The following is a 19711-nucleotide window of genomic DNA, read 5'->3' as shown; positions in this document are numbered from 1 at the left end:
GTCGGCCGCCGTTATCGACCGGTCACGCGCATGGAAACGAACACCCGTCGCCTAAGTCCGGGTTCGAAATACCGGCTGCGGGTGGCGTTGATCACTACGCTGGTGGTGAAGGTGCGATCAAACACATTGTCGACCCCAATCGTCGGTTCGAGTCCGAGGCGATTGAAGTGCGCGGGGCCCGCGTAGCCACCGCGCAGTGACCACACCGAATAGCCGGCTGACGTGATGGCCGCCGCATCGTCGGCGGTCATCGCGGACGACATGGTGGATTCCACGGTGCCGAACCACCCGCGGGCCCGCGCGGTCGTCCACAGCTGGGCCATCTGGCCGGGGATTCCCGGGATGGGCTTTCCGGCATAGTTCGCGGTACCCACCGCGTACCGATCGAAACGAAAGTGCGAACGCGTGTAGGACGCACCAAGATCGACGCGCGGCCATGCGGCTATCAGGCTCGACTCGAACCCTACCCGCGACGTGCGCCCGGCGTTGCGAAACGCCCGTCGCCCCGCCTGGTTGGGCACGTCAAATGGCACCAGTTCATCCTGCACGATGGCCCGAAATGCAGCGACATCAACGCGCAGTCGGCCGCCGACCAATCCCTGCATGCCGGCCTCGATGGTCCGTGTCCGCTGCGGGGCCAGCCGCGTGTTCAATCCGGCCGCGCCATTGTCCTGATTGGTGAGTTCGGTGATGGTTGGTGTTTCAAACGCTGCCGTCCAATTGCTGAACAGCGACATCGTGGGTCGCGCGCGCCAGACCACGCCCAGCATCGGCGTCGTGGCCGACAGCGTGTGTTCGCCGGAGTCGTCGAGATTGGTGCCGGTGATGAACCGATCGGTGACGTGAAACGACACCGCGTCGCGCCGCGCCGCGGCACTCACGAATACCCGCCCGGGCGCTTCGACTTCGGCCCGCGCATAGCCGCCCAGCCCACGCACCTCCTCGCGCTGGTCCAGACGCACGGCACCGCGTTCGAACCCAATGCGGGGACATTTGGTGGTCGGGTTGCCGGTGACGACATCGGCGCAGTTTTCGTAGTTCAGTCGCGAATCATCCTGCCGTTGCGCATCGGCGCCGGCGGTGAGCCGCAGCGGCCAGGGTGTGCGCGCCACGCGCACCGTCGCGCGCAGCGACGCGCCGGCGACGGCGCGATCGACGGCGACAATCGCAAAGGGCAGCGGGTTGTCGAGCACGCGCGTCCCGGCAAACACCGATGCGTTCATGGATCGCTGGGCATTGCCGTGCGTGAGAATCACCGCCAGTTGCTGTTGCGTGACCGCCTTGCGCGAATGCTTGGTGATGTTCAGCGAGTCGGGCAGCGATGGATCGCGTGCCAGTTCCGCCGCGGTCAGCGCACCGCTGTTCTCGGCGCGCGGCGCATCGTACCGAGTGCCCTGCACTTCGATGGTCGAATGCCCCACCGTGGCAAAGGCACGCGCGAACGCGTTGGTGGCGTCCAGTCGCGACCATTGGCGTGGTCCGTCACCCCTGGTGCGCGTCAGGGTCATCAATCCACCGACATCACGAACGCCGTGGGCGTCGGCGGATTCCGCACGACGCTGGGCACTGGACACCGTGGCCGTGGTGCGTGACAAGCCGCCTCCGTTCCACCATCGGACGTCGACGCCCAACGGCGCAGCCATCGGTTCCTTGGAACGAAAATCCACCACACCGCCCGCCGCATTGCCATACAGCGCGGCCGCCGTGCCGCGAACCACCTCAAGGCTCCCCACGCTTTCCAGTTCCAGCCAGTCCACCGGGGTCTGCCCGTCGGGCAACGACAACGGAATGCCGTCGCGCATCACGCGGACACCACGCACACCGAATGCGGATCGCGCGCCAAAACCACGCACGGCCAGTCGCGGATCCTGTGACGGATTGGCGCGGTCCTGGACAACCACCCCTGGAACGCCCAACAAGAGATCGGACATCGACACGCGACGCTGGCCGGGGCGCTGGGCATCCGGCACCACGCGCGTGGTGGCGAACGGCAGTTCAAAGGGCGCGCGCGCCGCGTCACGCGACACGGTGACGGTGACGGCGCGAAGCAGTGTGCGCGCCGACGAATCAGCGGGCGGGGGAGATTGCGCGAAAGCCGATACCGCTGGAACGAGCGCCAGCCCGGCGATGCGCCGCAGATGAATGGGGAATGTCGACACGCGTGGACTCTGTCGCCGTGCGCATCGAATGTCGAGTCTTTCCGGGCGATTTACCGGGATCGTGCCCGGCTAGGGGGCATCCCGACACACCGGGGTCCGCTCGAAGCGATCCTCGTCCATCAATTCGCCGGTGCGGTCGCAGATGACGCCGGCCTGCTGGTCGCGAATGGAGATGAACCAATGCGAGGCATCGGCATTGGAGCTGTTCACGGTCTGGCGCGGTCCCAGCGTGGCCCCGCGTTGACGAAGCTCCGGCCAGGTGGCAAAGCGCCCGGTCAGACTCCGGAATTCCGACTGGCGACGATGGACCACCGCGAACGTCTGCCCCATCTGGGTCTTGGCCTGCGCCTTTCGCGACGAGTCGGCGACGCTGAGCGACGCCAGCCACAGCGCCCCCACGACAAAGACGCCGATCAGGCCGCTCACAATGCGGCGATCACGCGCCGCACGCGCATCCCCGGCAGAGGGGCGATTGGTGGATTTCGCAGAGGTGATGGGCATCCTGAGTCAGAGACGATTGAACAGGCGTCGAGGCACCGGCATATTGGGATCATGTTCTTTCGACAGTTCTACGACCAGCCGCTGGCGCAGGCCAGTTATCTCATTGGCTGCCAGGCTACCGGTGAGGCGGTCGTCGTCGACCCTTTGCGCGACGTGGCGGCCTATCTGCAGGTCGCATCCGCCGAAGGTCTTCGTATTTCGCATGTGACGGAGACCCACATTCACGCGGATTTCGTGTCCGGGGCGCGCGAATTGGTGGCCGCGAGCGGCGCCCGTCTGTTTCTCTCGGCCGAAGGCGGGACCGACTGGCAGTATCGGTTTGCCGCACGCGACGGCGCCACGCTGTTGCGTGACGGCGATACGATCATGGTGGGGAACATTCGGCTGGATGTGTTGCACACGCCTGGGCACACCCCCGAGCACCTGTCGTTTGTGGTGACCGATACGCCACGCGCGGCCGGCGCCATGGGGATTCTCACCGGCGACTTTGTGTTCGTGGGTGACGTGGGACGTCCGGACCTGCTGGAGCGGGCGGCCGGCATTGCGAACACGATGGAAGCCGGCGCGCACACCCTGTTTCATTCGCTCGAGCGGTTCCGCGCACTTCCCGATCATCTGCAGGTGTGGCCGGCGCACGGCGCGGGTTCGGCGTGCGGAAAGGCGTTGGGGGCCGTGCCGTCCAGCACCGTCGGGTACGAAAAGCGGTCCAACTGGGGCGTTGCCGAAACCGACGAAGCGCAATTCGTGGTCAACGTACTGGATGGACAGCCAGAGCCACCGGGCTACTTCGCGGAGATGAAGCGGATCAATCGCGAGGGTCCCCCCGTGCTGGGCGGCATGACGACGCCAGCACGCCTGGCGGCGACTGACATCGTTACTCTGGCGACACAGACCTGGGTGCTGGACCTGCGTCCGGCCGCGGCATTCGCCGCCGCCCACATTCCGTCGTCATTGTCACTGCCCTATTCACGGTCATTCTCCACGTATACGGGCACTCTCGTGCCATACGACGTCGACATCGTGTTGCTGGCCCCGTCGGCAGCTGGCGAAGGCGTGTCTCCAGTGGCGGTGAGCGCCGCGCACGACCTCGCCCTGATCGGGCTCGACCGCGTGGTCGGGTGGGTCGACGCCGACGAAGCCGTGGCCGCGTGGACGAACGCGGGACACCAGGCAGGGACCGTGACGCAGATGAACGTTCGATCGCTTGAAGCATGGTCGGACGAAGCGATCACCGTGCTTGACGTGCGTGGCGAAAGCGAGTGGCGGGAAGGACACTTGCCCCACGCGCTGCATGTGCCACTGGGGCAACTGGCTTCGCAACGGCACGCGCTTCCTTCCACCACGCTGGTACTGCAATGCCAGTCGGGAGCGCGGTCGGCCATTGCCGCCAGTCTGCTCAAGCGGCTCGGGCGTGACGATGTCGTGAATCTCGAAGGTGGCTATCTGGCCTGGCGCGAATCGCGCCGGCCGACCACCACCTGACGTCAGTCGGCCGCGCTCGACAGCAGGCGCTGGCCCAGGACGTCGCTCACCACACGACGCTCGCGCGCGTTACCGACCCGCAGGACATCAACCATGGCCAGCAGTTCGTGCAGCCGCACATCGCGAGCCGCCACGGCGGGCAGGTTGGGGAACAACGGCACCAGCGATTCGCCGCGGATCGTCCCCCGGTCACTGGCCCATACCAGGTTGCGAGGACGTTCACCGTCAGCAAACAAGGGGGCAACGTCCTCGTGCGTCCACGCCGTCGCCAATCCTGTGCGTTCGGGACCGTGCACGGCAGGAAATGCGAACCGTACGCCACTTACCAGGAATTCCAGGAACGACGGACGCGTCACGGTACGACTGGAGGCCTTGCACAGCCCGGAGAGCTGCAGACGTGCCACCGATCGGTGCACCGCGCTGGTGCTGGTGACCAGCGCTTCGGCCAGCGGCTCGTACCGCTCCTCGGGGACGAGAAGCAGACGCAGTGCCACGGCGATGTCAAATGGGCGAAGAGTCGGCTGCGACGGCACAGGCGTCGAGGAGTTGAAGTGGCGAGCCACCGGGCGGGCGGTTCGCCTTAGCGGATGGGAATGATTGCTGGCAGCAGATGAGATCGCTGCCAGCTTCTGGAAATTCTAATGCGTGTTGTCCCTGACGGCGACCCGATCCACGGGTCAGGGCCGGATGGGCGGCGTTCCCCACGTATTGTTCGCGCGATCGATGTCGAGCAGCCGCTGCTCCGGGTCAAGCTCGATGCGGATGAGCGTCTTGTTGGGAAACGCATACTGGCGTGCGTAGTGGCGACTGTCGGTGCTCCACACTTCGGCGGGGTAGATGAACTCCTCGCTCGTTCCATCGGCAAAGCTGAAGCGCGCACGCACGGGCAAGACGCCACGCTCGCGATTGCCGAACAGCACCGCGACCCGCGTGGTGTCCCCGTCTTTCTTCACGATGACCGAGTCGATGCTCTGGTCAAATCGTGAGTTCTCGACAAACCATTCGCGCCAGAACCAGTCCAGCCGTCGTCCACCCACATCTTCCATGGTGCGGAAGAAGTCGCCAGGTGTGGGATGCTTGTACGCCCAGCGACGAATGTAGGTACGAAAGGCATCATCGAACGCCTGCGGGCCCATGATTTCCTGTCGCAGCAGCTGCAGCCCGACACTGGGCTTCACATACGACGCCTCGCCCAGCAGACGCGGATTGATGCGGTCAGGATTCATGTTCACCGGCTTGTCCGCGCCGCCGACCATGAACTGCTCCACCATGCGCCGCTCCTCGGCCGCACGCGCCATCTGGTCCCCCTTCTCCGGATAGCGCCGTCCCTCGGAGAAGGTGTTGATGAAGGTATTGAAGCCTTCATCCTGCCACATGTACACGCGTTCGTTACTGCCGACGATCATCGGGAACCACATGTGTCCGATCTCGTGCGTCACCACGTTGTACAAGTCGTACACATCGGCACTCTTGTTCTCCATGGCGATCATGGGGTATTCCATGCCGCTGATCGGTCCTTCCACCGCCGAGATGTGCGGCCAGGGATACGGGAACCACCGCTCGGAATACTCCATGATGGACATGCGCGACTGGTCGGCCGCATCGTGCCAGTTGACGGCGGCACTGGGGCGATAGTACGCGTAGGCCATGATGCCCTTCCAACTGGACGCATCCCACTGGAACTCCGGCGACGCGGCCCACACGGCGTCGCGCACATTCTTTGCCGCGAACTTCCAGGTGAGCATGCCGGTGGCTTTCGGTCGCGCCGATCCGTTCTTGAGTTCTTCGGCCGTGACCAGACGTACGGTGGTGTCGGACTTGGCCGCCACCGCGTGACGGCTGATTTGCGTGGGCGTAAGCACGTCGCGCGGATTCTGCAGCGCGCCGGTGGCGGCCACGATGTATCCCGCCGGCACGGTCACCGACAGCGTGTAATCGCCATAGTCGACGTAGAACTCGCCCTGCCCCAGATACGGCTCGATGTTCCAGCCACGCACATCGTCGTACACGGCGGCGCGCGGGAACCACTGGGCGATTTCGTACAACGAGCCTTCACGACCCATGCGATCGGCGCCGTGCTCAGGCACCGGGAACGTCCAGGTTGCCTCAATCGTCGCGGTGCGCCCGGGGGCCAACGGCGTCGCCAGATCGACTTTCATCATCGTCTCGTTGGGCCGACGCGCCAGCGCCACGCGCTTCGCGGCCGCGCCGGACACCGCCGGCATCACCTGATCCATCTTGGTGAATGCGTATCCCCCCTCGAAGCCCCGTGCGCCGAAACGCGAGTCCTGCGGAAAGATGTACGAGTTCAGTGACTTGTCGCGAAAGGCATTCTGTTCCACCTGCAGCCAAATGAAATGCAGCGTGTCCGGCGAGGCATTGGTGTAGCGCAGGGTCATCTCGCCGCGCAGCGTGTGCGTGGCCGTGTCCAGCGTGGCGGAAAGCGCGTAGTCGGCGCGATTCTGCCAATAGCGTGAGCCGGGCGCGCCACTGCCGGCGCGCTGCTCGTTGGCCGTGGGCAGGACCAGCGGCGCGAACACCGACGTGTCGCCCACGGACAGCGGACGAGGTCGCGGCGGCGCGGCCTGCGCGTGCACGGTTGTCGCGCCGAGGAGCGCGGTGGCGATCAGCACGGCGAAGGCCGGCGCCGGAACGGCGCACCGAGGGGAGCGAGAGGAGTATGACATCATGAAAATGTAGCGACTCGGCTGGCGCACGACCCGAGGGTCGAACACTTTTCGCCGATGACATCCAGCACCTCACCGTTTGACGCCGTGCCGGTCTTTCCAAAAGGGTTCCGCTGCGCCAGCCGCAACGTGGGCCTCAAGCCGTCGGCGCGCGACCTGACCCTGTTTGCCAGCGACGTGGACGCCACGGCCGCGGCCGTCTTCACGCGCAACCATTTCCCGGGCGCGCCAGTCATCCTCGGTCGCGAAACCATTCGTGGCGGCCGGCTGCGCGCGATCATCGCCAACAGCAAGGTGAGCAATGTGGCCACCGGGCGGCTTGGCGTGGAGCATGCGCGCCGGATGGCTGCCGCGGCTGCCGCCGAGCTGGGGACCACGGCCGACCGTGTGCTGGTCAGCTCCACCGGCGTGATTGGCGTCCCGTTGCCGATTGAAAAGATTGAAGCCGGTGTGGTGGGTATGGCGGGCGACCTGCAGGGCGACCCGATGATCGGCGCCGAAGGCATCATGACCACTGACACGCATCCCAAGGCGCTCTCGGCGCGCGTCGGCAATGCCACCATCACCTGGGTGGCAAAAGGGTCGGGGATGATCGAGCCCAACATGGCCACGATGCTGTCGTACATTTTCACCGACGCCGCCTTCGATGCCGCGACACTCGATAAACTGCTGCGCGATGCGGTGGCGCCGTCGTTCAATGCGCTGTCGGTGGACACGGATACCAGCACGTCGGATACGTGCGCCATGCTGGCCAACGGACTGGCCGGCGAGGTTGACGAGGCGGCATTCGCGGTGGTATTGCGCGCCGGCTGCATCCGCATGACGGAGATTCTCGCGCGCGATGGCGAGGGCGCCACGCGACTGATCCGCGTGTCGGTGCGCGGCGCGCTCACCGACGGTGAGGCGCACACTGTTGCCAAGTCCATCGTGAATTCGCCGCTCATCAAAACCATGGTGCATGGCGCCGATCCCAATGTCGGCCGCCTGCTGATGGCCATCGGCAAGTGCTTCGACTGCACCATCAATCCGGCAACCACGTCGGCGTCGATCAACGGCTTTCCGGTGGTTGCCGGCGGAGAACGGTTGCACTTTGACGATGCCGTGGTGCGGGATACGCTGTCGCGCGACGCCGTGGATCTGGACGTCGAGCTTGGCGTGGGCGACGGCAGCGCGCGTGCCTTTGGCTGCGATCTCACGAATGGGTATGTCGAGGAGAACGCCGCGTACTACAGCAGTTGATCGCGGCGTTCCGGGGCAGTCCTGCACGTCACGGGCTTGGCGCTGACTTCATCAGTGGTCATCGCGGTCTTCACCGCGCGAGGTGCTGGCAGTGCGTGCCCCCGTGCTATCGGTGTACGCCGACGCCGCACCATACCGGTACACGAGCTGTCCGCCGGAATGCCCAACCCGCCAGCCGGCCACCAGCAAGGCGACGGTTGCCACGGATGCCGCCGCTCGCGCGGCCGTGCCGATCTGGTCTTTGCGCAACCCCACCAGCGCGATCACCAGGGCGCCCACCGAGAGCGCGAGGAACGTCTCCGCGGCTTCCTCATGCGACTCGACCGGTGCCTCGGCCACCACGTTCTCGACTTTCTCTCCGGCCTGATCACCCGTGGCCAACGAGGCCCACGCACTCAGGGCCAGCATGGCGTGCAGCGCGGCAGCCACGCCCCACACCTTGATCGGCGCGGCGCCACGACGAATGGACCAGAGGGCCACGATGGCAGTCATCGGCAGGAGTATCACCAGCGCCATCGGAAGATGGACAATGGCGGGGTGCAACGGATTGGGAATGATGGATGTCCACATGCGAGACTCCGGCGTCGGTTGTGCGGTGCGCCCTGGGGCGGCTGGCGGAATGCCCTCCGATTGGCGACGCGATCACGTTCACCAGGGCCCGACCGCATTGATATCCGGCAAGTGTCCCGCTTGTGATGGCGCGATGACGCTCCGACATTTGCCGGAGGTCGAATCACGACACACTTCCTGCTCCCATGGCTGAAACACCTCGCCCGCTTTCGCTGCTCCTGATAATCGTTCTCAGCCTTGTCGTGGTGGGCGGCGCTCTCGATGTGTGGTCTGATGGACCCGATCGATGGTGGACGCTGCACGTGGCGCTGGAGCTCACGCTGATCGCCTTGAGTACCGGATGTCTGGTGTACTTCTGGCGCGCGTGGCGCGCGTCAGCGCTGGAGACGATGATGATCCGCTCGGCGCTCACGCAATCCGAGCGTACCCTGGCTGAGCGTCAGCGTGAGCGTGATCAGTGGCGGGCGAGCGCCGAGCAATCGCTGGCCGGACTGGGTCGCGCGATCGACGCGCAGTTCACCGCCTGGTCGCTCACGCCGACGGAGCGCGAAGTGGCGCTCCAATTGCTGCGCGGTGTTGGCCACAAACAGATTGCCGGACACAGCGGGCGCAGTGAACGCACCGTGCGTCAGCACGCCGTGGCGGTGTACGGCAAGGCTGGCGTGAGCGGCCGCGCCGAGCTGGCGGCGTTCTTCCTGCAGGACTTGACGCTTCCAACGATGACGGTCGAAGGTCGTTCACCGTCGTAGCCTTCGGGTCAGGCCGTCAGCAGGGTGGCGGTCACCATTTCCACAAACGCGCGCAATTCGATGGGCTTTTCAATGATCATGGTGACTTTCGCCCGGTCGCGCATTTCGGACGACGCGCCTGCGGCAAACCCGGTGACCATGATGGCCGGCACATCCACACCGGCCTCGCGGGCGCGCACCAGCAGGTCGATGCCGTTCAGCTCCGGCATCGCGAAATCCGTGACGATGCAGTCGCACTCGACCGTGCGATGTGTCAGCGCCGCGAGTGCTTCGCCGGCCGACGTGAAGAGCGTGACGTGATAGTGGGCGCGCTGCAGCGCCATCTGCAACAGTCGTCCAACCGCCGGTTCGTCATCCACCACCACCACGTGTCGGACCTGGGCGGGCATCGGATCGCCCGCAGGCCGGGCACTCTCAGCGCGCAGGTCGAGCTGAGGCAACAGCACCGTGACCGTAGTGCCCACGTGTTCCGCACTTTCCAGTGTCACGATGCCGCCGGCAGCGGTGACGATGCCGTGCACGACACTGAGTCCCAGTCCCGTGCCCTCGCCCACCGCCTTGGTGGTAAAGAAGGGCTCAAAGACCCGCGCCACGGCGTCCGGTGCGATTCCGCTGCCGTTATCGGAGATGCGCAAGCGCACGTAGTGCCCCGGCAGCAGGCCATGCGACGGCGCCATCTGTTCATCGAGGAGTATCGACGCGAGGTGCAGCATCACCTCGCCGCCGCGCTCTCGTACGGCATCCACGCTGTTGGTACACAGATTGAGCAACACCCGCTGCAACTGCCCGGCGTCTCCCAGCACAACCCGCGCCGCAGTCTCATCTTCCAGTTGCAGGCGGACGTTCGACGGCAATGTTGGCTGCATGAGTCGCGCCGTGGCCTCGGCCAGTTGCCGCAGGTCCACCGCACTGCGACGCGGCTCCTCAGGTCGACTGAAGGCCAGGATCTCCCGTACGATCTCGCGCGCCCGACGCGCCGCGTCGATGACCTGTCCCAGGTGCGCCGCCGCCGTTGAGTCGGCGGGCACTTCCTCGGCGGCCAGTTGGGCGTAGCCCATCATCGCCGCCACCAGATTGTTGAAGTCATGCGCGATGCCACCCGCCAGCGTTCCCAATGCGTTCATCTTCGAGTCGTGCTGCAACTTGGTTTGCAGCGCACGGTGCTCCGTGACATCGGACAACGTGCCGGCCAGCAGCTGTGGAACGCCTGCCTCGTTCCGTACGGCGCGCCCTCGCAACCGGAACCACCGCACGCCACGCACCGGCGTTCGCAGCGGCATTTCCAGATCCAGCGGCGCACCCTGACCCAGGTGTCGACGCACGGCATCCTTCAGCAACTCCAAGTCGTTCTCAGGCACCACCGTGGACACCCAATCGGTACTGACCGACGACTCATTGTGCGGACGACCGAGCAATTCCAGCAGCCGGGGCGACACCTCGGTGACGCGCGTGTGCATATCGTAGTGCCAGATCCCGTCGCTGGTGCCCTGCACGGCCAGCGCGTAGCGCTCTTCACTGCGACGGACACGCTCGGACAGGACCGACTGCTCGGTGATATCCTGGGCGGTTCCGACGAGACGAACGATCGTGCCGTGCTCGTCGCGGAGCGCGCCACCGTGGCTGCGAATCCGACGGTGTTGTCCATCGCGCAGCACGACGGCGTGTTCCAACGTGTACGTGGTTCCGTCGGCCAGAGCCCGTTCAATCGCGGTCAGAAGCGTCGGCCGATCCGCTTCTACAATGCGCCCAAGGTATTCGTCAAACGCGGGTCCCTGTCGCCCGCCTGCCTCGATGTCAAAGATGCGGAACAGCTCATCGGTCCAGACGATTTCGTTGGTGGCCGGCGCCCACGACCAACTGCCGATGCCCGCGATACGTTGCGCCTGCGCCAGTCGCCATTCCGACTCGCGCAGGGCGTCCATCTGTCGGCGGGCATCGGTAACATCATGCAGCACGCCAATCAGTCGCACGGCGCGCCCATGCTCGTTGCGGAACACCCGGGCGCGTGTTTCGATCAGCCGCCATTCCGTGGAACCCACGGGCCGGGCGCGCGCGTTCCAGGCCACGCGACCGTTCACCTCGGGCAGATTCCACGGCCTGAGCGCACCCTCCCGATCGTCGGGGTGCATCTGGGCAATGGTGGTCCGCACATCAATCGGCCCGTCAGGCAGGCCCAGCGCCGTTCGAAACCGCAACGAGCCGTACAGAATTCCAGTCGTCAGGTCGCAGTCAAAGACACCAGCGTCCGCCGCATCCAAGGCCAAGTCGGCGCGCTCCTCGCTGAGACGCAACGCTTCGCGCAAAGCCGCATCGGAGGCTGACGCGACGTCCATCAGCTCAATGTCCTTTGGTCTCGCGACGGCCCAGTACAGCGAAATCCTTGCCCCCTTCCCCGTCTGCGATGAGCGTGTCCATGCGCTGCGCCAGTGCCCGGAGCAGTGGCACCGGCTGCGCACTGGCCGTTTCCAGCATCAGACGGACGTCCTTGCGCGCGACATCGAGCGCGAAATTCGTGTCGAACTGATTGTCGCGCATCATGGCCCCCCGAAACGCCATCGCGCCCGCCGGATTCGTTTTGGCCAGCATGTCCATCGCCCCGCTGCGAGGCACACCGGCACTGTCCACCAGATGCATGATATCGGCGACCGTGCCTATCAGGCTCAGCACCATCGCGTTCCCCACCAACTTGTAGACGGCGGCGAGATCGGCCCGTTCGCCCACATGCCACAACTCACCAGTCATCGCGGACAGCCCGTCGTGGACACGCGCGACACGCTCGTTGGATCCCGCCACCAGCATCATTCCTTTGGCCGAGCGGGCTGCGGGCGGACCCATCATCACCGGGGCATGCAGATACGCCACGCCGACCGCGTCAAGCGCGGCGACGCGTGCCGCCGTTCGTGCCGGCAGCGTGGTGGTGTGATCGATGATCACGGCGTTCGGTGAGAGTCCCGGTCGCAGCTCGGCAATCGTGGCATCCACGGCATCGTCATCAAGCAGCACGAGATGCACCCGATCGGCGCCGCGCACGGCATCGCTCGGTGTGTCGGCAATGCGCGCGCCGAGCGCGGCCAGTGGTTCCGCCTTGCCGCGCGTGCGGTTCCACACGGTGACCGAGGATCCACCGCGCGAGAGCAAGCCCTCTGCGAAGGCGCTGCCGAGGAGGCCGGTACCGAGAACTGTTACGGAGGACATGGTAGACTGAGTAGAAAGTAGGGCGTACTGAGTACTTGGTACTTGGTACTTAGTACTTAGTACTTAGTCCTGAGTACTGGTTCCCGTCGGTGCTTCGTGGCCTGTTCAAAATCAAACGCCAGCGCGATCAGGCGTCCCTCGCTCCATGGCCGTCCGAAGAACGTCATGCCTGCCGGTAACCGCTGTTCGCGGGTGTAGCCCATCGGCACCGTGATCGCCGGGAATCCCGTGCTCGGCGAGAACAGCTGGCTGTTGTCGCCGTGGGGCGTATTCAGGTCGCCAATCAGTCGCGGCGGGTTGCTCCACGTCGGGTAGACCAGCGCGTCCAGTTTCAACGAGTCCATCAGTTGCACCACGGCCACGCGGAGTGCGGCGCGTACGCGTTCGCGACTCTGACAACCGGCGCTTTGCTCGGGTGACTCGGTGACCAGCGACGCGTCACGCAGGCGCTGTTCCACCGTGGGATGGAACTTGCGACTGCGCAGGATCTCGTCGATGGTCTTCACCGGTGCATTCGGACCACGCGCGGCGAAGTAGCGCTCCAAATCGGCGCGGAAGCGATTGCACCCGCCCTGCTGTCGTCGCTGAATGGCGTCGAGCGAATCCACACGGGCCGTATCGATGATCGTCGCACCGGCGGTGCGCAGCGCGCCAACCGCGCGCTCGAACACGGCCTTTACCTCAGGGTCCAACGTGGTGCGTTCGTACGCCTGCCGGAGAATGCCAATACGCGCACCGGCCAACGACCCGCGACGGAGGAACACGCGGTAGTCCGGCTCACGCTTCGCGTCGGCAGGCGCGGTGACGGTGTCCGCTGGGTCGCTGCCCACCACGACGTTGAACACCGCCACGGCGTCAGCGACCGTGCGCGCCATGGGGCCGGCGATGTCGGCCACGGCATTGAGCGGCACCACCCCGGCGCGCGACGTGAGTCCCATCGTGGAGCGGATGCCCACCAGCGCCTGATGCGCCGACGGCCCGCGAATGGAGTTGCCCGTGTCCGAACCCAAGCCTACTTCACCGAAGTTGGCGGCGACGGCCGCCGCGGTTCCGCCGCTGGAGCCGGCGGTGACACGATCGAGCGCATACGGATTGCGCGTGTAGCCCGGCAGAATAGAGCTCACCGTTTCGTACGGTGTGAACGCCCACTCGGCCAGATTCGACTTGGCCAGCACGATCGCGCCGGCGTCACGGATCTTGCGCACCATCGTGGCGTCCTGCGGCGGACGCCACCCTTCGAGGGCCAGTGATCCAGCAGTCGTTTGCAGATCGGTGGTTTCGAAATTGTCCTTGACGATCATGGGGATGCAATGCAGCGGCCCCACGGGTCCGGACTTCGCATAGCGCGTGTCGAGCGAATCGGCGACAGTGAGCGCCGACGGATTGATGGTCACCAACGCGTTGATGGCCGGACCGCGCTTGTCATACGCGGCGATGCGGTCGAGGTACCGCTGCACCAGGGCGTGGCAGGTCAGCGTACGGGCGCGGAACGCGGCGTGCACACTGGCGATGGTGGTTTCTTCAAGGCGGAACGCGGCGCGGGCGCGGGTGGGTTGCGCGGTCGCCGGCGCGACGGCCACGGACACCGCGGCCATCCACACGAACGCGACGAGTCGAGGCGATAGGCTGGGCATGCCCGAATCTAGTCCAGTGTTTCCGAAGTGTCTTGACATATCGCTGAGGGGGGAGCGGTGAGGGTCTGGAGGGGTGAGCAACAGAAGCGTAGAGCGTGAGAGGGGTGAGCCGGTGAGGGCAGATTCAGGTTCTGCCCTCGGCGGCTCACCCCTCGAGCGCTCAGCGCTTCTGTTGCTCACCCCTCCGGCCCCTCAGCGCTCCAACCTCGCCAGCAGCATGGAACATCACGCCATGGCGAATTGCGAATCCGGAATTTCACAACCCGTTGGAAGCACCCTCGACAACAGCGTGCAGGGTGAAAGGATGACGCGCTCCGACTGGCGCGTCACCACGCGCCCCTGCGTCAGGGCACGCCGCTCCACACGTTGTCCTTGGCATCCCGGTCCGGGAACCGTCCGTTCGGATCAAGCGTGAGTTTCTCGATTTTGCGGCCACCGAATACCAGATCGGCGGTGAATGTGCGCTTCCCCGAGAACCACACGTCCACCGGCCAGGTCATGACGGCCGTCACGCTGTCGGTCATCACCGCGTTCTTCATCGGCCGTATTGCCGGCCCCTTGGCGGCAAACTTCACCTCCAGCACCACCGGCGACGGCATCTGTCCGTCTTGCGCCACGGTGACCGTCGTGCGCATGCCCGCGGTCTTCACACTGGCAATGCGCCCATCCACGCTTTCCGTGGTGAACAGCCAGGAGTTCCAGAACCATCCCAGATCGCGACCCAGCGCCTTGCTCATGAAAAACATGTAGTCCCACGGCGAAGGATGCTTGAACAGCCACGCATTGGCCCATTCGCGATGCGCGCGCTGCACGGCGGTGTCACCGACAATGCCACCCAGCATCGACAACATCAGCGGTGTCTTCTGGTACGTGGTGAAGCCGTAAAAGCCCGGACCGGCGTAGTTGGCGTTCCACATCATCGGTGGCTCGGCTTCGTTGCCACTGGTGCGACCGTACGATTGCCCTGCGCCATTGAATGACGGCGCGCGCTTGGCGTTGTCGGCGTCGGACAACACGTTCATGTATTGATTGAATCCCTCGTCCATCCAGCCGTACCACGTTTCGTTGTTGCTCACCACCATCGGCCACCACTGGTGCCCCGTTTCGTGGTCGGCAGCGCCCTGGTTGGAGTTGATCACCATCGGGTATTCCATACCGGCGCTGGGACCGTCCTGCAGCGTGAGCTGCGGGAACTGATACGGGAACCACAATGCCGAATAGAACTCCAGCGCGTGGCGTGACAACTCGCCGGCACGCGCAAAGCTGGCAGCGCGTCCGGGCAGGAAATACATGTGAACAGGCACAACACCCTTGCCGGGAATGGTGGCGCGCGTGGTTTGCCACACGAACTTCTTCGCCGTAGCCCAGGCAAAGTCGTTCACGGTGTCGGCGTGAAACTTCCATGTCAGGCGACCGTTCGCACCACCCGCGGCGGTGGCCTGCCCGGGTCCTACTTCGTCGGGACCCACAATGGTGGTATTGGCGTTGCTGCCGAGTGCCTGCGACAGACGTTGCCGCGCCTGCGGTGTGAGCACCTCGTTGGGATTTTGCAGCACACCGGTGCCACTGACAATCCAGCCGGCCGGCACATCGATGCTCACGTCAAACGTGCCGAAGTTGTTGTAGAATTCCGACGGGCCGAGATACAGTTCGCTGTCCCACCCGCGCAGGTCGTCATACACCGAGACGCGTGGGTACCACTGTGTAGGCTGGAACAACGTGTCGGCCCACCGCTGCACCATGCGATGATTGGCCCCTGGTCCGCCGGGGATCTTGTGCGACCAATCGATGTCCAGTACCGCCGTCGCATTGGGCGCAATCGGTGCCGGCAGTCGAATGCGCGCCACCGTGGACTGCGGGTTCTGCAACACGGGCTCGGTTGGCGGCGGGGCGTTGGCGGCTCCACGTCCACCACCGGCCGCCGGAGGTGCGTTCAGATTGGCGGCCTTGCCATCCACTGCCAATCGTCTGATCACCATTCCATCCGTGACTTCCGCCGGCACCCACGGTGCGGCGTGCGGGGCATTGCCCAGAAAATGATTCGGGTCGAGTCGCAATCCAATCACCGACAGCGCGTCGGGGCTGTTGTTGTGAATCGTGATGTGCGCCGTACCGGTCAGACGCTGCGTGGACGGCTCAAGCGACACGGTGATGCGATAGTCGGTTCGCAACTGCCAGTACGCGCGCCCCGGGCGTCCCGTGGAATCGCGCGTGCCGGCGGCGTACGCACGCCGAATGGCATTGGTGATCGGGATGTCGCGACGAATGGCGCGATCCGGCGCGACAGCCGCGGCCGGTGCCACCTGCGCGAGCAACAGGCCAATCGGCGTGGACAGGCCGATCAACGCGCCCAACAGCAGCTGACGTGGCGCGCGCGACGCAAGACAAGACTTGGACATACGAGGACGTTCCTGAGCGGAAGGGGAAGATCCTCGAAATATGCCTCAGCTGCGGGGTTTCGTCAGCAGGAAATACATGGTTGGCGTGGCAATCAGTGACAGCACCACGGAAATGGTCAGCGCGCCTATGACCGCAATGGCCAGCGGCTGCAGCATGTCGGCCCCCGACCCGATGCCCCACGCCAGTGGCAGCATGCCCAACGCGGCCGCCAGTGACGTCATGAGCACCGGACGCAGCCGACGCCGGCCCGAGCGCACCAGCGCTTCGGCCAGGTCGACACCGTCGGCCCGGAGATGCTTCACAAAATCGAGCATCAGAATGCCGTTCTTGGCCACGATGCCCACACCGATGATGGCACCCAGGAACGACACCACATTGAACGACGTGCCGGTCAGCCACAGCGCCAGGACCGTACCGAACAACGCCAGCACCGCGCCAAAGACAATCGCAACGGGTTCCGCAAACGATCCGAACTCGAACAGCAGCACCGTGAACACCAACCCCACGGCCATCAACAGCACCACCAGCAGGTTCCGGAACGACTCCTGCTGCTGCTGATACAACCCCCCGAATTCCACCACACCGGCCGGGATCGTACTGTCGGCGGCGATGGCCTGACGAATCTCCGCGACGGCGCTGCCCATGTCGCGCCCTTCGGTGCGCGCCGTGACCGCCACATCCTGACGACTGTCCTCGCGACGCAGTTCCAATTGACCGGGCTCCTTCACCACATCAACCACCTGTGACAGCTTGACCAGCATGCCCGTCGATGTGCGGATGGGCAGGTTCATGATCTGCTCGACGGTCGCCAGGCGCGCTGTGTCCATCTTCACGCGGATGTCCACGATGCGATCGCCTTCCAGCACCGAAGATGCGGCGCGACCCAACACGGCGGCATTCACCGTGGCGGCGATATCATCCGATGACAATCCAAACCGGCGCGCATCGACCGCGCGCGCGTGCAGCGCCACCGTCGGTCCCGTGTACACCAATCCGTCAAACACATCCACGACGCCCGCAATCTTCTCGACCCGCGCCGCGATTTCCGGCGCCTTCTTCTTGAGCCACTCCTGATCGGTGGAGAACAACCGCACTTCAATCGGTTTGGGCGCCCACATCAGATCGCCAATCAAATCGCCCAGGACCTTGGGAAATTCCCACTCGGCGCCCGGCAACTCGGTGTTGAAGCGTTGCCGCAGCGCTGAAATCACGTCGTCCGTGGACCGCGCGCGATCGCGCTTCAACTTGACCAGGAAGTCGCCGGTGTTGGGCTCCGCGATCGCCAACGCCAACCGGGCACCGGTGCGTCGCGAGTAGCTGTCCACCTCCGGTATCGTCTGGATGATCGCTTCGGCCGCCAGCAATTGCCGATCGGTCTCCTCGAGACTCGTCCCGGCCGGCGTGACGTAGTCGATCACGAATCCACCCTCATCCATCACCGGCAGGAATTCGCTGTCGAGGCGACCATAGAGGAATACTCCCGCACCCAGAATTGCGGCGCAGATTCCCATCACGGCCCACGGTTGCCGCAACGCCGGACGTAGCGCGCTTTCATACAGCGCAATGGTCGCCTGCAACAGGCGGCCCACCGTCTCCTCGTGCACCGGTTCGTCGCCCGTCGTCCGCTCGCGCAACAGGTTGGCCGACAGCGCCGGAATCAGCGTCACCGCCAACACGAGCGAGGTGAGCAGCGCAACGACCATGGTGAGCGCCAGCGCGCGGAAGAACACGCCGGTCAGTCCGTCCAGCAGTGCCAGTGGCAGGAACACCACCACGGGCGTCAGCGTGGACCCGATGAGCGGGCGAATGATATCGCTGATTCCCGCTTCGACCGCGGCGACGGCGCCAAGGCCGCTCATGATCCGATGATGAATCGACTCCACCACCACGATCGCGTCGTCGATGACCAGCCCGATCGCCGCCGCGATACCGCCCAACGTCATCAGGTTGAACGTCAGGCCCATCAACCGCATGGCCACCAGGGTGGCGAGCACGGTCACCGGGATGACCGTGGTGGCGACCAACGTGGTGCGCCAGTTGCGCAGGAACGCATACAGAATGAGCAAGGACAGCAGGAGACCGAACACGATGGCTTCCCACACACTGGCCACCGAGGCGCGCACGATTTCCGACTGATCGTAGAAAAACGCCAGCTTCGTGTCAGGCGGCAGGTCACGCCGCAGTTCACTCACCTGTGCGCGAAGCGCCGTGGCAATGTCCAGAGTGCTGCCGTCGGGCTGACTGCGCACGTTCAACAGCACCGCCGGATGTCCATCGGCGGTGACCTTGTTGAACACCGGTTCCGGCGCGCGACGCACGACGGCGAAATCGCGCACCTGCACCGGATGCCCGTTGGGTGCCGACACCACGAAGTGCTCGATGTCGCGCAGCGACCGAATGCGTCCATCGACCATCGTCAGGTACAACGTGTGGTCTTCCTCGTGCAATCCCGCCGACGCGACAAGGTTGTTGGCTTCGAGCGCCAGCGCCACGTCACTCAGGCTGAGGCCGGCCGCCGTGAGCCGGATGGGATCAACGATGATGTGATATTCGGGCGTCCGGCCTCCCACGAGATCGACGCGCGCTACGCCGGGAATCTGCAGGAACTTCGGTTTGATGCGGTACCGCGCGGTCTCCCACAACTCGGTGATGTCACGCGTGTCGCTGACCAGGCTTACGCCAATGATCGGGAACGCTGCGAACGTCAGCCGCTGCACCCGCGTGTCCGCAGTGGCCGGGAGTGTGCTGCGAATCTGGGAGAGTCGGCCCAGCACGTACAGCTCGGACTGCACCATATCCACGGTCCACGTGAAGAACACGTTGATTTCGGCCGAGCCGCGACCGGTGGCCGACTTCACGGTCACGGCGCCCGGAATGTCCTTCATCGCTTCTTCGATGGGGCGCGTGATGCGCGCCATCATCTCGTCGGTCGGCATGATGCCGTTGTCGACCAAGATCACCACCCGCGGAAAGTTCGTCATGGGGAACACCGACGACGACAACGTCCAGGCGGCGGCGATCCCGGCAAAGCAGAGCGCCACACACAGGAAGATGATCGAGAGCGACGAGCGCGTCGCGAGCTTGCCGAGCACGCG

General features: G+C 65.0%; 13 protein-coding genes. 3 read left to right on the top strand and 10 right to left on the bottom strand.

What is annotated here, in order from left to right:
* Positions 1 to 11: 11 nt before the first annotated feature.
* The gene (locus IPP90_05690) at positions 12 to 2159 is read right to left on the bottom strand and encodes a TonB-dependent receptor (GenBank protein MBL0170215.1); all 2148 of its coding nucleotides are present in this window, start codon (positions 2157 to 2159) and stop codon (positions 12 to 14) included.
* 69 nt (positions 2160 to 2228) lie between these two features.
* Positions 2229 to 2660, bottom strand: coding sequence for a hypothetical protein (locus IPP90_05685; GenBank protein MBL0170214.1), 432 nt, complete (start codon positions 2658 to 2660; stop codon positions 2229 to 2231).
* Positions 2661 to 2711: 51 nt separating this feature from the next.
* Here IPP90_05685 and IPP90_05680 point away from each other — a divergent pair, with 51 nt between their 5' ends.
* On the top strand, positions 2712 to 4142 hold the full coding sequence (locus IPP90_05680) for an MBL fold metallo-hydrolase (protein ID MBL0170213.1): 1431 nt from the start codon (positions 2712 to 2714) through the stop codon (positions 4140 to 4142).
* Positions 4143 to 4144: 2 nt separating this feature from the next.
* Here the strand turns inward: IPP90_05680 and IPP90_05675 are convergent, their stop codons facing one another.
* Complete coding sequence (locus IPP90_05675; protein MBL0170212.1) at positions 4145 to 4642, bottom strand: MarR family transcriptional regulator; 498 nt, start codon at positions 4640 to 4642, stop codon at positions 4145 to 4147.
* Between the two features lie 177 nt (positions 4643 to 4819).
* A complete protein-coding gene (locus IPP90_05670; protein ID MBL0170211.1) occupies positions 4820 to 6829 on the bottom strand; it encodes a M1 family metallopeptidase in 2010 nt (669 codons plus the stop codon).
* A 57-nt stretch (positions 6830 to 6886) separates the two neighbouring features.
* On the opposite strand from IPP90_05670, the gene argJ reads away from it, so the two are divergent.
* Positions 6887 to 8068, top strand: coding sequence for a bifunctional glutamate N-acetyltransferase/amino-acid acetyltransferase ArgJ (argJ, locus tag IPP90_05665; protein ID MBL0170210.1), 1182 nt, complete (start codon positions 6887 to 6889; stop codon positions 8066 to 8068).
* A gap of 51 nt (positions 8069 to 8119) precedes the next feature.
* On the opposite strand, the gene IPP90_05660 is transcribed toward argJ, so the two are convergent.
* Positions 8120 to 8638, bottom strand: a complete 519-nt coding sequence (locus tag IPP90_05660) for a hypothetical protein (GenBank protein ID MBL0170209.1) — start codon at positions 8636 to 8638, stop codon at positions 8120 to 8122.
* Positions 8639 to 8823: 185 nt separating this feature from the next.
* On the opposite strand from IPP90_05660, the gene IPP90_05655 reads away from it, so the two are divergent.
* Positions 8824 to 9387: a LuxR family transcriptional regulator gene (locus tag IPP90_05655; GenBank protein MBL0170208.1), complete on the top strand. Its 564-nt coding sequence runs from the start codon at positions 8824 to 8826 to the stop codon at positions 9385 to 9387.
* Positions 9388 to 9395: 8 nt separating this feature from the next.
* Here IPP90_05655 and IPP90_05650 read toward each other — a convergent pair whose 3' ends face one another.
* The 5 genes from IPP90_05650 to IPP90_05630 form a co-directional block, all read right to left on the bottom strand.
* The gene (locus IPP90_05650; protein ID MBL0170207.1) at positions 9396 to 11720 is read right to left on the bottom strand and encodes a PAS domain-containing protein; all 2325 of its coding nucleotides are present in this window, start codon (positions 11718 to 11720) and stop codon (positions 9396 to 9398) included.
* A gap of 4 nt (positions 11721 to 11724) precedes the next feature.
* Complete coding sequence (locus IPP90_05645; protein ID MBL0170206.1) at positions 11725 to 12582, bottom strand: NAD(P)-dependent oxidoreductase; 858 nt, start codon at positions 12580 to 12582, stop codon at positions 11725 to 11727.
* A gap of 56 nt (positions 12583 to 12638) precedes the next feature.
* On the bottom strand, positions 12639 to 14177 hold the full coding sequence (locus IPP90_05640) for an amidase (GenBank protein MBL0170205.1): 1539 nt from the start codon (positions 14175 to 14177) through the stop codon (positions 12639 to 12641).
* 383 nt (positions 14178 to 14560) lie between these two features.
* A complete protein-coding gene (locus IPP90_05635; GenBank protein MBL0170204.1) occupies positions 14561 to 16615 on the bottom strand; it encodes a M1 family metallopeptidase in 2055 nt (684 codons plus the stop codon).
* A gap of 45 nt (positions 16616 to 16660) precedes the next feature.
* Positions 16661 to 19708 (bottom strand): efflux RND transporter permease subunit, encoded by a 3048-nt coding sequence (locus IPP90_05630; protein MBL0170203.1) that lies wholly within the window; start codon positions 19706 to 19708, stop codon positions 16661 to 16663.
* Positions 19709 to 19711 lie beyond the last annotated feature (3 nt).

This window comes from Gemmatimonadaceae bacterium (assembly GCA_016720905.1).
In the GTDB taxonomy this organism is placed as follows: Bacteria; Gemmatimonadota; Gemmatimonadetes; order Gemmatimonadales; family Gemmatimonadaceae; genus Gemmatimonas.
Note: the sequence above shows the minus strand (reverse complement) of the source record. Positions and strands in the feature narration are given on the sequence as shown.